Annotated in this window: 16 protein-coding genes; 10 read left to right on the forward strand and 6 right to left on the reverse strand. The window is 66.2% G+C overall.

What is annotated here, in order from left to right; all coding sequences use genetic code 11:
- Window positions 1-14: 14 nt before the first annotated feature.
- Window positions 15-1,520, reverse strand: coding sequence for a carboxylesterase/lipase family protein (locus WU80_RS02930; protein ID WP_055399486.1), 1,506 nt, complete (start codon window positions 1,518-1,520; stop codon window positions 15-17).
- Between the two features lie 80 nt (window positions 1,521-1,600).
- Between WU80_RS02930 and WU80_RS02935 the strand changes: the two genes are divergently transcribed.
- Entirely contained in the window at window positions 1,601-2,272 is a 672-nt protein-coding gene (locus tag WU80_RS02935) for a hypothetical protein (RefSeq protein ID WP_055399484.1), read from the forward strand.
- Here WU80_RS02935 and WU80_RS02940 read toward each other — a convergent pair.
- Together WU80_RS02940 and WU80_RS26275 are read right to left on the reverse strand one after the other, a co-directional pair.
- The gene (locus WU80_RS02940; RefSeq protein WP_055399482.1) at window positions 2,259-3,218 is read right to left on the reverse strand and encodes an SDR family NAD(P)-dependent oxidoreductase; all 960 of its coding nucleotides are present in this window, start codon (window positions 3,216-3,218) and stop codon (window positions 2,259-2,261) included. The two genes, WU80_RS02935 and WU80_RS02940, sit on opposite strands and share 14 nt — an antisense overlap.
- The gene (locus WU80_RS26275; RefSeq protein WP_055399480.1) at window positions 3,215-4,429 is read right to left on the reverse strand and encodes a cytochrome P450; all 1,215 of its coding nucleotides are present in this window, start codon (window positions 4,427-4,429) and stop codon (window positions 3,215-3,217) included. Before WU80_RS26275 ends, WU80_RS02940 begins: the two co-directional genes overlap by 4 nt.
- A gap of 92 nt (window positions 4,430-4,521) precedes the next feature.
- Between WU80_RS26275 and WU80_RS02950 the strand changes: the two genes are divergently transcribed.
- Complete coding sequence (locus tag WU80_RS02950; RefSeq protein ID WP_055399478.1) at window positions 4,522-5,151, forward strand: TetR/AcrR family transcriptional regulator; 630 nt, start codon at window positions 4,522-4,524, stop codon at window positions 5,149-5,151.
- A 70-nt stretch (window positions 5,152-5,221) separates the two neighbouring features.
- On the opposite strand, the gene WU80_RS02955 is transcribed toward WU80_RS02950, so the two are convergent.
- The gene (locus WU80_RS02955; protein WP_055399476.1) at window positions 5,222-6,304 is read right to left on the reverse strand and encodes a dihydrodipicolinate reductase; all 1,083 of its coding nucleotides are present in this window, start codon (window positions 6,302-6,304) and stop codon (window positions 5,222-5,224) included.
- A 59-nt stretch (window positions 6,305-6,363) separates the two neighbouring features.
- On the reverse strand, window positions 6,364-7,152 hold the full coding sequence (locus tag WU80_RS02960; RefSeq protein WP_055399474.1) for an SDR family NAD(P)-dependent oxidoreductase: 789 nt from the start codon (window positions 7,150-7,152) through the stop codon (window positions 6,364-6,366).
- 211 nt (window positions 7,153-7,363) lie between these two features.
- On the opposite strand from WU80_RS02960, the gene WU80_RS02965 reads away from it, so the two are divergent.
- Window positions 7,364-7,963 carry a TetR/AcrR family transcriptional regulator gene (locus WU80_RS02965; protein ID WP_055399472.1) on the forward strand — a complete coding sequence of 200 codons (600 nt, stop codon included), beginning with the start codon at window positions 7,364-7,366 and terminating at the stop codon, window positions 7,961-7,963.
- A 19-nt stretch (window positions 7,964-7,982) separates the two neighbouring features.
- On the opposite strand, the gene WU80_RS02970 is transcribed toward WU80_RS02965, so the two are convergent.
- The gene (locus tag WU80_RS02970) at window positions 7,983-8,273 is read right to left on the reverse strand and encodes a hypothetical protein (RefSeq protein ID WP_055399470.1); all 291 of its coding nucleotides are present in this window, start codon (window positions 8,271-8,273) and stop codon (window positions 7,983-7,985) included.
- Window positions 8,274-8,511: 238 nt separating this feature from the next.
- Between WU80_RS02970 and WU80_RS02975 the strand changes: the two genes are divergently transcribed.
- The 7 genes from WU80_RS02975 to WU80_RS03000 all read left to right on the forward strand — a co-directional run bounded on the left by WU80_RS02975 (window position 8,512) and on the right by WU80_RS03000 (window position 14,081).
- Entirely contained in the window at window positions 8,512-9,240 is a 729-nt protein-coding gene (locus WU80_RS02975; protein WP_369808483.1) for a hypothetical protein, read from the forward strand.
- Between the two features lie 188 nt (window positions 9,241-9,428).
- Window positions 9,429-10,949 (forward strand): nitric oxide reductase activation protein NorD, encoded by a 1,521-nt coding sequence (locus WU80_RS02980; RefSeq protein WP_055399508.1) that lies wholly within the window; start codon window positions 9,429-9,431, stop codon window positions 10,947-10,949.
- Window positions 10,946-11,752 (forward strand): CbbQ/NirQ/NorQ/GpvN family protein, encoded by an 807-nt coding sequence (locus tag WU80_RS02985; RefSeq protein WP_055399468.1) that lies wholly within the window; start codon window positions 10,946-10,948, stop codon window positions 11,750-11,752. Before WU80_RS02980 ends, WU80_RS02985 begins: the two co-directional genes overlap by 4 nt.
- A gap of 16 nt (window positions 11,753-11,768) precedes the next feature.
- Window positions 11,769-11,897 carry a hypothetical protein gene (locus tag WU80_RS26535; protein ID WP_255353594.1) on the forward strand — a complete coding sequence of 43 codons (129 nt, stop codon included), beginning with the start codon at window positions 11,769-11,771 and terminating at the stop codon, window positions 11,895-11,897.
- Window positions 11,898-11,986: 89 nt separating this feature from the next.
- A complete protein-coding gene (locus WU80_RS02990) occupies window positions 11,987-12,592 on the forward strand; it encodes a hypothetical protein (RefSeq protein WP_231633728.1) in 606 nt (201 codons plus the stop codon).
- Window positions 12,593-12,609: 17 nt separating this feature from the next.
- A complete protein-coding gene (locus WU80_RS02995) occupies window positions 12,610-13,032 on the forward strand; it encodes a hypothetical protein (protein ID WP_055399465.1) in 423 nt (140 codons plus the stop codon).
- Window positions 13,029-14,081, forward strand: coding sequence for a dihydrodipicolinate reductase (locus WU80_RS03000; RefSeq protein WP_055399463.1), 1,053 nt, complete (start codon window positions 13,029-13,031; stop codon window positions 14,079-14,081). Before WU80_RS02995 ends, WU80_RS03000 begins: the two co-directional genes overlap by 4 nt.
- Window positions 14,082-14,093 lie beyond the last annotated feature (12 nt).

Raw genomic sequence — 14,093 nt, forward strand, 5'->3', positions numbered from 1 at the left:
GTCAGCGTGCCAGGTCACCGCGTCAGGGAGAAGCCATCCCAGGCAATCCGGCGGTGCGGATGTGGGTCGAACTCGACGCGGCTCTTGCGGTCGAAGACCATGACGGCGCGGTCGGCAGTGGTGTAGGCGGGCCAGTCGTGGCCCGGCGCCCCGCTGTGGCTGAACGACCGCCAGCGCCGTTGCACCTGGTTACTGACCCGCAGAGCGGCCCGCCGATCGGCGGCCGCGGTCAACAGCGCACCGAAGCGGGTCCGATAGACGTCGAAGACGGCCAGCAACTCGGTGGCATGCGTGGCGCCCAGGCCCGACCAGCGCAGCGTGCGGGGCGCGTAGTCGTACCGGTACAGGTAGGTGGGCGCGTGCGCGCTGTGCGCCTCGGCGATCTGCCAGGCGGCCGACCCGAAGGCGAAGTCGCCGCCGAGCTGGATGCACGCCGACGGCGCGGGATAATCGGGGTAGGCGGCGGTAATGCGTTCGCGCGCAGACGGTTCCGCGTCGGCCAGCAGCTCCTCGATCATCGTTTGATTGGTCGGCAGCATTTTGAGGAAGCGGGTGAACAAGCGCCCCTCTTCGGCGTTGGTGCCGACGATGAGCGGCACCCGGTGGGCGTTGCCCCGGCGCATCGCCTCGACGGGATCGACGGGCACGACGTCGTCGCCGGCGACCGGTCCGATCGGGAAGGCACCCAGCCTGTCCTCCATCCCTTGGTCGATCAGCCGGTGTTGGGCGTCGACCAACTGCGCCGGGGACGCCTGCATCAGCGCCTCGGCGGCGTTCTCCGGGCGCGCGCCCAGCAGCTCGGCGAACCGCACCGCGAATTCCGCGGCCGTCTCCGACGACCGAACCATGCCGGAGGCCGGACTTTCCGAAATGGCCCGGGCGAACAGGCCTTCGGCGGCGGGCACCGCCAACAGGGTGGCGGTGATGTGCGCGCCGGCGCTTTCACCGAAGATGGTCACGTTCCCCGGGTCACCGCCGAACGCGGAGATGTTGTCTTTCACCCAGCGCAACGCCAGCACCAGATCGCGCAGGAACAAATTGCTGTCGATGGTGATGTGCGGGGTCGAAAGCGACGACAAGTCCAGGCATCCCAACGCGCCCAGCCGGTAATTCACCGACACGTACACACAGCCGCGGCGCGCCAACGCCGCGCCGTCGTACAGCGGCGTCGCCGAGCTGCCCAGGATGTAGCCGCCACCGTGAATGAAGACCATCACGGGCAGCGGCTCTTCGATGGGGGCGTCGGGGGTCACGACGTTGAGGGTGAGGCAGTCCTCCCCCATCGGCTGATAGCGGCCCACCCCGAGCATGGTGTATCGCCGCTGTTGGGGCGCGCAGTTGGCGAAGCCGTGACAGTGCCGCACACCCGACCACGGCTGTGCCGGTTGGGGCGCCCGCAGTCGCAGGGACCCGACCGGCGGCCGGGCGTACGGGATGGAGCGCCAGCGGTGGACGCCGTCGCGGGTGAATCCCTCCACAGTGCCGATGGTGGTGCGTGCACGGACCGTGCGCTGATGCATAACCCGACGTTAGCCGACGTGCCGGCCGTAACGCGCGCGCAGCGCCTTATTTTTCCGTACCTGGCGGTTAGCCTGACGGGATGCGGATTGCCGCGCTGCTCGCCACGTCGGTCCTGGTCGCCGGGTGCTCCCACACGGTCGTGGGCGGCCCTCGCCAGCCGCCCAACACGACGCCGGTTTCGGGATACTCCCCCACGAACGCCGCCCCGCCATCCGCGGGCGCCCCGGGCACCAAGGCGCCCATGTCGGACGTCATCACCTGGATCGAGGCTGGTCACCCCGCGGATCCGGGTCGGTATCACAGCGCGACCCGCGAGGGGGTGACCACGCCACTCGGCGCCGACATCGCCTTCAGCGCGGTGGCCGGCAAGGACTCCTGCATGACGGATTCCAAGCACACCGCCGGCGCACTGCTCTGCCTGGTGAGCCTGACCGATCCGCCGCCCGCGCCCCCGACCGCCTACGGCGCTTGGCAGGGCGGGTGGGTGACCTTCGACGGACAGAATCTGCAGGTGGGTGCCGCGCGCGCCGATCCCGGACCGTTCCTCAACGGCAACGGACCGGAACTGGCCAACGGCGATTCGCTGTCTTTCGGCGACTACCGTTGCCGCGCCGACCAAACCGGTCTGTATTGCGTGAACTACGCACACCAGTCGGCGGCACGATTGAGCCCCACGGGCGTCGAGCCGTTCGGCTGCCTGCGGCCCGCCCCCGCGCCGGACGGCATCGGCACGGCGTTCAGCTGTTCATGATCGTCGCAAAGAGCGCGGCCATCTCGTCGGCGGGCCCACCGGGGACCGTGTAGCCGGCTTCGTCGCGGATCTCGTCGAGGTGGTCCCGCACATCCTCGACCGAAAGCTCCGGATCGAAGAAACCCCTTGTCCTGCCGATGAAGAAGCGCGCGACATGTCCGGCGCCCACCGTGTAGATCTCGCCGGAAACCGGGCAGTCCCGGTGCGTCAGGAAGGCCGCCACGGGGGCCACCCGCGCCGGGTCCAGCTTCTGAAGGTATTGCCCGACAAGGTCATTGAGTACCTCCCGGGCCGCCGGGTCATCTTGCGGGCCTGCTCCGTCGAGCGAGTGCGTGAGCATCCGGGTGAAGGCGATCGGCGCAATGGCGTTGACCTTGATGCCGTGGTCGGCCCCCTCGGCGGCCAACACCCGGGTGAAGCCGATCAACCCGGTCTTGGCCGCGCCGTAGTTGCTCATGCGTTCGGCCCCAAGGATTCCGGCCGCCGAGCAGGTGTTGAGTATCCGGCCGTAGCGCTGCTCGCGCATGGCCCGCCACGCGGGCCGGGTCACCTGAAAGGCGCCCTTCAGGTGCACGTCCAGGAGGGGTTCGAACCGGTCGGGCGTCATGTCTTCGAAGGGCGCATCACCGACGATGCCCGCGTTGTTGATCAGGATGTCGACTCGACCCCAGGAATTCAGGGCGGTGTCGATGATCGACTGTGCGCCTTCGGGACTGGCCACGCTGTGGCTGTCGGCGACGGCCTCGCCGCCTAGCCGGCGGATCTCCTCGGCCACGGCGGCGGCCGCCTGGCTGTCGGTGCCCTCCCCCGTCACGGAGCCGCCGATGTCGTTGACGACGACGCGCGCACCTCGGGAGGCCAGTAGCAGCGCGTGTTGCCGACCCAACCCCCCACCGGCACCGGTGATTACGGCGACCTGATCGTCGAATCGCAGCTCGTTCGTCACCAACTGACCGGAAGCTCCTTCATGCCGTAGATGTTGGCCGCCTTGAATTTCAGTTCGTCCGGCGGCACCGCCAATTTGAGCCCGGGCAATCGGCGCGCCAACGTGGTGAATGCGACCTGCATCTCGACGCGGGCCAGGTTCGCCCCGATGCATTGGTGCACTCCGTACCCGAAGCCTAAGTGCCCGCGGCTGTTTCGGCCTGGGTCGAAGGATTCGGGATCGTCGACGAATTCGGGGTCCCAGTTGCCGGCGAGCAGGCTCATCATGACGAACTCGCCCGCACGGATCAGCTGACCGCCGATCACCACGTCTTCGGTTGCCACGCGGTCGACCTGACTGTGCACGATGGTGAGGTAGCGCATGAGCTCTTCGACGATGTTCACGACAACGGCAGGGTCGTCCGTTTTTCCGAGCCGGGCGAAGATGTCCGGATGTTGCAGCAGCGCAACCGTTCCCAGGGAGATCATGTTGGCGGTGGTCTCGTGGCCGGCCTGCATCATGATCACCGCGTTCATGGCCGTGGTGGCATGGTCGAGTTGGCCGGTCGCGACGTATTCGGTGACCAGACGGCTGATCAGGTCGTCACCGGGTTCCCGTTCTTTGCGTTCGACCAACTCCTCGATGTAGGCGTACATGGCCCCGAATGCCTGGCCCTTTTCCGCGTCGGTGGACTTCTGGTCCAGCCCGGTCGTGGTGTTGCGTTGGAAAAGTTCGAGGTCTTCCGGCGGCACGCCCAGCAACAGCGCGATCACCATCGACGGCACCGGCAAGGCGAACTCGCGCACCAAATCGGCCGGCGCACCGTTCGCGATCATCTGACCGAGATAGTGGTCGACCATGTCCTGGATGTGCGGCCGCATCGACTCGCAACGCCTGAACGTAAAGTTGCTGGTCAACATCCGCCGCAACCGGTGATGTTCGGGGTCGTCGGTCCGCGCGAACATCACCGGGACCTTGTTGTCATCGTCCTTCGGCATGATCGCGTCGGGAATGGTCTTCGCGGACAGGCGCGGGTCGACCAGCGCCGCCCGGATGTCCCGGTAACGACTGACCACCCAGACCGGGTTGCCCTGGAACATCGCCCTTCTCAGCCCCGGTTGTTCCCGCCACTGCACGAACTCGTCCGGGGGCGCGAGCGGGCAGCGGGCGGGCCGGGCGATGGGCAGCACCGGAAGATCGGCGTCGGGGCGCGCCTCGGAAGTTGTTGACATGAACTGCGTTTCCCATTAACTGTCAGATGCCTGCCAGTTATAGAGGGTAAAGCTCGCCCAGGTGGCAGTCAACCGTCAGTTAGGCTGTCACCATGACCGCGGTTGAGGACCGCCCGTTACGGGCGGACGCGGCGCGCAACGTCGAGCGCATTCTGCGCGCGGCGCGAGACGTGTACGGGGAATTGGGGCCGGACGCGCCGGTGGAGGCGATCGCACGCCGCGCGGGGGTCGGTGAGCGGACCCTCTACCGCAGGTTTCCGACCAAGGTCGACCTGGTCTTGGCCGCGCTCGACCAAAGCATCGCCGAGGACCTCACGCCGGCGATCGACAAGGCCCGCCGCGCCGACGACCCGTTGCGCGGTCTCACCCAACTGATCGAAGCGGCGATCGCACTGGGGGCGCGCGAGCACAACCTCCTGACCGCCGCACGCCGCGCCGGTTCGTTGTCGTCCGACATCTCGGCGTCGCTCAATGAGGCGCTGGGCGACCTCATGCTCGAAGGCCAGCGGATGGGCCGGGTCCGCGCGGACCTCGTCGCCGACGACCTGCCCCGCCTCGTCGCGATGCTCTTCGGTGTGCTGTCCACAATGGATCCGGGCAGTGACGGCTGGCGGCGGTATGTCGCGCTGATGGTTGACGCAATAGCGGTGAACGAGCGGCTACCGTTGCCGCCGGCGGCGGCGCTGCGTTACGAGGTCGACTCGAATAGCTGGCCGCTGTAAGCGGTTTAGTTGATCGTCGGTGATCAGAAAGCGTTTACCGGCAACGCGTCCATGGCTCGAGGTCACCCGGCTACCGCTCGTTCCACATCAGGCCGCGCATCGTCGACGACAGCGGGATGTCCTCCACCGCGACCAGTCCTCGGGGCGCGCGGCACACCCAGTCGATCGCGTTGACGGCACGGCCCGCCGTCGAGATGCAGCCGGCGTCAGTGGAATCCAGCACCGGATGCGTGACGTGTGTGTTGATCTCGACTCTGGGTTCGCCCTCCACGACGACGCGGTGCACACCGGTGTGCCCATCGGGCGGGAACTCCCAGTCGGGCGCCGCGGTCTGGGTAAGTCTGGTCACGTGCTCGAGGGTGATCACCGGCTTGTCATCGATCACGCCCTCGGTGGCAAAGCGCACCGCGGCCATCTGCCCCGGCTCCACCGTCATCATCGTGCATTCGATTCGTTCCGGCGTGTACCACGGTTCGACGCGCTGGCGCACGTCGTCCAGCTTGATGTCGAGATTGTCCGCCAGGCTGCGGACCTGACCGCCCCACATCGACACGATCACCCCGGGGAGGAACATCATCGGCGAGTCGTCGTCTGGCGTCGTACCGAATCCCATTGCGGCGCCGGTGAACTCGGCGTCGTCATAGTTTCCGTAGTCGAAGATCTCCTGCACGGTGATTGACTCGACCCGTGTCGTCAGGCTGACCGCCGAATGGACCAGGGTGTCGCCGGAGAAGCCGGGGTCGATGCCGTTGATGTAGAGCGAGGTGTTGCCGGCCGCGCAGGCACGCTCCAACGGCTCGCGCAGCCAGTCGTCGGCATGGCGGGGCGTGACCAGCCAGACCATTGAGGTGCCGACGACGTTGGTGCCGGCCGCAAGGAATTTGGCCATCTGTTCGATAGCCTCCATCGGCCGAGTTTCGCCTTGAGACGTGTACACCACGCAGTCGGCGCCGAGAGCCACGAGGGCGTCGACGTCGTCGGTGGCGATGATCCCGGTCGGTTCGTCCAGTCCGCACAGCCGCGCCGCGTCCTGGCCAACCTTCTCGGGGCTCGCGGCGTGCACGCCGACGAGTTCGAGGTCCGGCCGGCCGATGATGGCCCGCAACGAGTGCCGGCCCACATTCCCGGTGGAGAATTGAATGACTCTGCGCACGGTACTTCGTCCTTCCAGCGGTGCCGACGCCCCATCATGACGCGTTCGCGCAACGCAGGTCAGTAATCGGGTATCGGCAAAGGTGAATTGTTCGAGTCGATGCCGCCGTCCACGTGGAAGGTCGCGTTCGTCGCGTAACAATCGCGTGTGCACAGATACACCGCCAAGCGACCGAGATCCTCGACGTCGCCCAGCCGATGCAGGGGCGTGGCCTCTTGCATCTTCTCCAGCGACCCGGGCATCAGGTCCAGGCTGCCCTTCAGCCCGTCGGTGGCGAATGAACCCAGGGCGATGGCATTGACGCGAATCTTCGGCGCGAGTTCCTGTGCCATCGCGCGGGTTAGCGCCTCGAGGCCACCCTTCGCGACGCAATAGGCGGTCAGCGCACGGATCCCGAAGCGCGCAGAGCCCGACGAGATGTTGATGATGGAACCGTGTCCGGCACTGAGCATGTGCGGGGCGACGAGCTGGCTCATGATGAAGGCCGACGTCACGCACCAGTCGAAGGTGCGCCGGAAGTCTTCGTCGGTGATATCCAGGAACCGCGCGTACGTCGACCCACCGACGTTGTTGACCAGAATGTCGATGCGGCCGAAGCGCTCCATCGCCGTGTTGACGACCCGTTCTCCATCCGGCCGGCTCATCGCGTCGGCAACCAGAGCCAGTCCCTTGCCGCCGGCGGCCTCGATCCCCGCAACCGTGCCGACGATGTCCGCCTCGGTGCGCGCGGTACCGACTACGGTGACCCCGGCCTCCGCCAATACCCGGGCGATGCCCGCCCCGACGCCCTTTCCGGCGCCCGTGACGATCGCGACCTGTCCGTCCAGCCGGAACTGCTCCAATGCCATGCCGGACCCCTTCGATCCTGGGTGTGCTGTGCGTCGTTCAATCTATGAATGATACTGACTAAAGTCAATGAAAATCCGCTGTTGTGATCGCGGGTGACGGAGGTGGCCCAACAATGACCAAGTTGTGCAAGCCTTTCTGGCCGGGACGCGGCATAATGGGCTGACTAGCCTCGAAACTCCTGTATGAGTCAGGTCAACCGTGAGGAACGAAATGGCTGTCACCGATCGGCTGTCGGCACGCGAGGCGAAGCGTCTGCAGACCAGGGAGCGCCTGATGGGCGCCGCGATCGCGGAGTTCGCCAGGGCTGGGATGGCCGAGGCCGACGTCAGCACGATCGTGGCCGCCGCGGGGGTTGCCCACGGAACCTTCTTCTTTCACTTCCCCACAAAGGAGCATGTGCTCCTCGAGCTGGAACGCCGCGAAGAGGAGCGGATCGCCAAGCAGTTCGCGCAATTCCTGAAGTCCAAGCATGATCTCGCTTCTGCGCTGAACGAGGCGGTCCGCTTGGTCGTTGGCTTGGAGCGCCGGCTGGGCGATCGGCTGTTCAATGACTTTCTCGCGCTGCATTTCTCCCAGACGCGACCGCAAACCGAGGATGGCCGGGATCACCCGTTGATCGTCTTGGTCGCCCAGGAGATCGCGCAGGCTCAGGAGCGCGGCGAAACAGATCCGCTCGTCGATCCGATGAACAGCGCGGTGTTCTTCCTGCTGGGGCTCTATGCCCTGTTGATCACCACCAACCACTGGCCGACCGGGCACGCGCTGCTCGAGGACTATGTCGCCCGGTCATTGCGCAGCCTAAAGCCCTGACCGGCAGGGCCTTTCGCCACTACCGCACCAAACCGAGCAGCGGCACCAAGCCGAGCTCCTTGTGGGTCAAAAAGCCCGGGGCGGCCTCGCATACCGCGGGAACGGTGTTCGCCGGACCCATCGCTGTCCAGGTGTAGCCGGGCTTGGGGTAATTGCCGCTCGGATCCCCGGGCGCCTGCAGGATCAGTTCGGTGGGCTCATCACCCTCGATCACGATGCGGTAGTGGTAGTGTCCGCCCCAATCCGGTTGCGGCTCAATGGCATCGCCGAGCGCTCGCTGAGCGTAGGCGCCGCGCGAACGGTGTGTCAACGACCCGAAACCTGACTCTCGTCAGTAGCCTCACGCCTGTAGCTGGCCTCGGCCGTCCGGCGCCGTCGGTGCGGTTCGGCGCCAGACCGCCATATTTCAGTCGACGTTCGCGCCCGGGGCGCCACCTCCGCCGAGACAGGGGCAGCTGCGCAACGGGCGCTATTGCTGACTGTAGTCAGCCTGTTATAGTGCACGAGCCGACCAACGATGACGGGGAGGATTCGTGAATCTGCCCAAGCTGCACCAGCGCGATCCGGGCGTTGGCACGGCGCCCCGCCCAACCGGCCCTACACCGCCGGGGCTGGCACTCGATGAACACCTGGAGCGCTCACAACGCGCGCAGCGTCAGGCCGACAAGTGGTTGATCTCCGGCAGCCTGCTGATCGGCACCGCGGCCCTGGGCATCTTCGGGTTGCCCCTGTTCCTCTGGGGGGTCCGGTTGTTGCGCCGGGCCCACCGGGATGGCCTCTCGGTGCGACCGATGCTGGTCACATTGCTCGGCTACCTGGTCATCATCGACGCCGCCATCAACACCGTCGGTTGGGCGCTCGACCTGGTGGCGAACCATACCCTGCTGGCCCGCGTGTTGCTCAACGGCTGGGGCAACATGTTCGACGCCGGATATTTCTGGCACTACAACGAACTGTGGGTGGGCGGCGCGGCCGGTCCGGGCGAAAAGGCCTGGGAAGTCGGGCTCATCCTGACCGTGTTCACGATGCGCATCGCCGCGGCAATCGGCTTCCTGCAGATGAAGCGCTGGGGGCATCAGTGGATGGTGGTCACGTGCTGGATGGGCGTGGTGATCTGGATCGGCTACGTGTTCAACATGACCATGTTCGCCGACGTGCGCTTCGCCGGCGTCGTGCTGCCGGTCGTGGGCTGGTGGCTCTACGACATCTTCTACATCACCCCGTTCCTCGCCATCCCGTACCTGCACACCGTCAACCGAGAACTGTTCTCCGACTGACATGCGCTGGCTGAATTCGATTACGTCACAAAGGAGGTCGGATCGTGGCTTATCTGTGGGAGATCCTGCGCTATGTCGCCGCGTGGGGCGGCACCGGGCTGATCATCTGGTTCTGGTATTGGCTGTTCTCCAACATCGGCACGTTCTAACCGGTGGACCGGACCGCCGAACCGAACGAAAGCTGGCCCATGGCTGACGATTCACCCGCGATGGCGCTGGAGCGGAGCTGCTCGGTGGCGGCGGTCGCGCTCAGCGAGCGACGTCGCGAGGGCGCCCGCCTCGTCACCGGGGAACGGCGAAGCTTCGGTTTGAACGCGGCGCTCACGTTCGTTCATCTCCCCTATCCCGCCCCCGACTGGACCCGCCGGGACCTGACATGCGGTGTCGCCCTGCAATGTTCGCCGTCGAAGGAACGCATCCTGGGATATCGCCTGAACGAATTATCCGCCCGGGAATTGCGCGCGCTCACTCTGGTCGAGGCCGCAGTCGCGCTCGGCTGGACCGCCGAGAGGTGGCCGGGCCTGCTACCCGACCTCCAACGGCTGCTCCCCGAACTGCATCCCGAACCCGGCGATACGCCCGCCGAACAGATGCTGGAGCGCGCGATTGCGTTGGCGGCCACGGGGGGAGCCTTGACGATTCATCCGCTGCTGGGCCATCTGCCGCTCGCCCACACGATGCCGCGGGGGCTAGCCGACCGGTTACGGCGCAGCTTCGGCCGGATGCCATGGACCACAACGCAAAAGCGCCTTCCGCGACCGTACTCGGTTCCCGTCGGCGGCGACGGGGGCGTCCGCAACCCGAACCTGCCGCCACCGAGCCGCCCGCAGGACAACGATTTCGACGTCACCCCCGAACACCGGCCCGGGATCCCCTACCCCGAATGGAACATGTGGACCCGGCGCTTCATGCGCGATCACGTGGCGGTGCTCGAGCGTGCGGACGTCCGGCGCGCTGCCCGCCCGGTGCCCATCGCCGTTGACGTACGCAAGTGGTTCGAAGAGCACACGCATCGCGCGATGACAAACCGCCGCGAAGACGGCTCCGATCTCGATGTCGACCAATACGTCAACCATTACATCGACCTGACCACCGGCGAGGCCAAGGAGCCGAAGATCTTCCGTGAGTTGCTGCCCAGCGGCCGCGACGTCACCACGGCCGTGCTGCTCGACGGCAGTTCGTCGCTGGGGGTGCACGGCGGGCGCGTCTTCGAACTGGAATTGGCATGCGCCGACGCGCTTTCCCGCGCCATGACGCTCGCGCACGAACGGCACGGTGTGTTCGTCTTCACCGGCAATACCCGCCACCGGGTCGAAGTCCAGTGCCTGAAGGACTTCGAGGACCGCCGATTGGTGGTGCCGAGCGGGCTCGGGCTGTCCACCCGCGGATACACCAGGCTCGGCGCGCCGCTGCGCCACTTGACCAACCGGCTCCTCGCACAGGCCTCCGAGCGGCGCCTGCTGATCGTCATCGGCGACGGGCTGATTTCCGATGAGGGCTACGAGGGCCGCTACGCATGGGCGGATGCCGCGCACGCCGTCGAGGAGGCCAACGACGCCGGGGTGTCGGTGTATTACGTCGGCGTCGGACCAACCCGGGTCGATCCGCTGCCGGAGGTGTTCGGGCCCAGGCGTTCTCAGCGGATCAGGCGCATCGAGGAGCTGCCGCGGGTGTTGGCTCACGTTCATCGTGAACTGGTTGCCGCATGAGCGCCGTCGATGGTTATTTCGCGAACGGCAACGAGGTCGAGTTGTTCGAACAGGCCTTCCGCCAGCGCATGCCCGTGATGCTCACCGGACCGACCGGTTGCGGCAAGACGCGGTTCGTCGAGCACATGGGGCTGCTGTTGCAACGACCGGTCGTCACCATCAGTTGCCACGACGACCTGACCAGTTCCGACCTGGTCGGCCGCTTCATGGTGACCGGCGGTGACGTGGTGTGGACCGACGGCCCGCTGACCCGGGCGGTCAAGGCCGGCGCGATCTGCTACCTGGACGAAGTCGTCGAGGCCCGCCACGACTCGCTGGCCATCCTGCACTCGCTCACCGATCACCGGCGATCGCTGTTCCTCGACCGGGCCGGCGAAGTGGTGACGGCGCCCGGGGAGTTCATGCTGGTGTGTTCGTACAACCCCGCATATCGCAGCTCGCTCAAGGAGCTCAAACCGTCGTTCCGCCAACGGTTTGTCACGCTCGCGATGACATACCTGCCGCCCGAGCGCGAGGCCGAAGTGATTGTCGCCGAAGCCGGCGTTCCGCCGGCCACGGCTCGGCGCCTGGTCGACTGCGCGGTCGCGATCCGCACCGCCGACGAAGCATTTCACTTCGAGCCGCCGTCGACCAGGGTGTTGGTCACGGCGGGTCACCTGATCACCGCCGGCGCAACCGAACTGGATGCGGCCGAAGCGTGCATACTCGCGCCGCTGAGCACCGACGGCGCGGTCACCGACGGTCTACGCGAAGTCGCGGCGGCCAGCCTGGCCACCACCGACGCCCCGGGTGCACGGCCCTAGGAAAGGAGCTGACGGCATGGACCGACAGGAGGAGAAGCGCAAGAGGGCGCTGATCGTCTTCCAGATCTTCATCTACGGCTACTTGCTGGTGATGTTCGGCATTCAGCTGTACATGTCGTTCGCCCGTGGGTGGTGGGACTTGTGAAACCTGTTGTCGAGCAACCAGTTAGCTCGGTCGGCCTGGACGATCACCACGATGAGTCCCACCGGGCGCAGCGCCGCGCCGACAAGTGGATGATCGTCGGCGCCGCGTTGATGGGCATGTGGGCCCCCGGTCTGATCGGATTTCCCATCTTCATGCGCGGGGTGTGGCTGCAGCGGCAAGCGCTGCGCGCGGGCCTGTCCGTCCGGCCCATGATCGTGACCCTGATCGGTTATCTGGTCCTGATCGACGGCATGCTCAACAGCCTCGGCTGGGCCCTGGACCTGGTCGCCAACCACACGCTGATCAATCGGGTTCTGATGGTCGGGTGGGGCAACATGTTTGATGCCGGCTACTTTTGGCATTACAACGAACTCTGGGTCGGCGGTGCGGCGGGGCCGGGCGAGAAGGCCTATGTGGCCGGGTTGATCCTCACGGTGTTCTCCATGCGGGTGGCCGCTGCGATCGGGTTCCTGCAGATGAAGCGGTGGGGCCATCAGTGGATGGTGGTCACCTGCTGGATGGGCGTGGTGATCTGGTGCGCCTACGTGTTCAACATGACCATGTTCGCCGACGTGCGTTACGCCGGCGTCGTATTCCCCGTCGTCGGCTGGTGGCTCTACGACATCTTTTACATCACCCCCTTCCTCGCCATCCCCTATCTGCACACCGTCAACCGAGAGATCTTCACCGACTAGCTCAAGGAGCGCCTGCGATGACCGCCACATCCGAAGAACAGCAGCCGGCTACGGATCTCGAGCCGGGGACCACGCCGTACTACGCGCGCATGCACAAATGGATCAAGCGCGCCGTCTTGGTGTGCCTGGTGGCACTGGTCATCGAAGGCGCTTTCACGTTGCCGTTCATGGCGGTCTATTACGGTTACCCCACGCTCAGCCTCACCCAGATCTGCAGCGAGCTGCTCAAGATTCGCTACTCGAACGACACCCTGGAATGCAAGTATCCGTACCCGCCGTTCGGGCCGCCGGAGGGCGCCGAGGGGAAGGCCACCGCGCAGGACGTCTGGGGCATCCAGCCGATACCGAAGTATCACCGGCTCGGGTTCCGCGAACTCGTCAAGATCCACAACGACCGGATCGCCCGCCAGGAGGCCCAACGGCATTCGGCGCACCCGTGACATACCGGGTGGTGCAATGGACGACCGGCAACGTCGGCAAGAGTTCGGTCCGGGCGATCGCCGCCAACCCCGCGCTGGAACTCGTCGGATGTTACGCCTGGTCGCCCGAAAAGGCCGGCCGCGATGTGGGCGAGCTGTGCGGGATCGAACCGCTCAACGTGAAGGCCACCAACGACATCGAGGCGCTGCTCGCGCTGAAACCCGACTGCGTGGTCTACAACCCGATGTTCGCCGACGTCGACGAATTGGTCCGCATCCTCGCTGCGGGCATCAACGTCGTGGGCACGGCCGGGTTCGTCACCGGCCACTTCCTCGGCGCGGGCCGCGATCGCATCGCCGAGGCCTGCCGGCGGGGCGGATCGACCATCTTCGGCAGCGGCATCAACCCGGGATTCGTCCAACTGTTCGCGATCGTGTCGGCGGGGCTCTCGGATCGAGTCGACAAGGTTTCCATGCTGGAATCCGTTGACACGACGGTCTACAACTCTCCGGCCACCGAAATACCCATGGGCTTCGGGTATCCCGTCGACCAGCCCGATCTTCCGGGCATCACGGCGAAGGGGTCGGGTGTCTTCCGGGACGGCGTGCTGCTGGTCGCCGAAGCTCTGGGCGCCGAACTCGACGACGTGCGCTGCGAAGTCGAATACGCCCGGACCACCGAAGACCTGCATCTTCCCGGCGACTGGACGATCGCAAAGGGGTGCGTCGCCGGCGTGGACGTCCGGTGGAAGGGGATCGTCGGCGACCGCGAGGTCATCGAGATCCGTGGGCGCTGGCGCAAGGGCCAAACATTGGATCCCGATTGGCCGCTGGATATGGGCTACACCATCGAGGTCCACGGGCGACCCACCATCAAGACAACGCTGAGTTTCCTTCCACCGCCGGACTTTCAGGGCGATACGTTGGACGACTACATCATGCTGGGTCTCACCATCACCGCCATGCCGGCGATCACCGCGATACCCGCCGTCGTCGCCGCCCCGCCCGGCATCGCCACCTACAACGACCTACCGCTGCTCCTGCCGCGCGGAGTGCTGGCACGCAACTGAGAGGACGTGAAT

The sequence above is a fragment of the Mycobacterium sp. UM_11 genome (assembly GCF_001414075.1).
Classification (GTDB): Bacteria; Actinomycetota; Actinomycetes; order Mycobacteriales; family Mycobacteriaceae; genus Mycobacterium.